Origin of the sequence: Chryseobacterium sp. SIMBA_029 (assembly GCF_046535275.1) — a bacterium.
Lineage (GTDB): Bacteria > Bacteroidota > Bacteroidia > Flavobacteriales > Weeksellaceae > Chryseobacterium.
On sequence record NZ_JAWRXA010000683.1, the window covers coordinates 1 to 247 of the forward strand.

1 protein-coding gene is annotated in these 247 nt (G+C 60.7%); it reads right to left on the reverse strand.

What is annotated here, in order from left to right:
* Positions 1–234: hypothetical protein (locus SB679_RS25700; protein WP_410705200.1), on the reverse strand; the 234-nt coding region annotated here is incomplete at its 3' end.
* Positions 235–247: the final 13 nt, after the last annotated feature.

Genomic DNA, 247 nt, shown 5'->3' on the forward strand with positions numbered 1-247 from the left:
GTGATACAGGAGGCCGGCTGCGGCGGAAGAGATCTCGATGCCATGGTGCGGGGTGTCCCAATGGACCCTCACACCCGCCCGGCGCAGCGGTTCGGCGAGCCTGTCAATGCTGCCGGCGACTCCCAAGGCGTAGAAGTCCACTGGGTGCTGATCCTGGATGATGCCCCTGACCGCCACCACGTCACTCAAAGTTGATGCCTGTTCCATTGCTTTCCCCACATCGTCGTGCTTCATGATGGAAATTCGT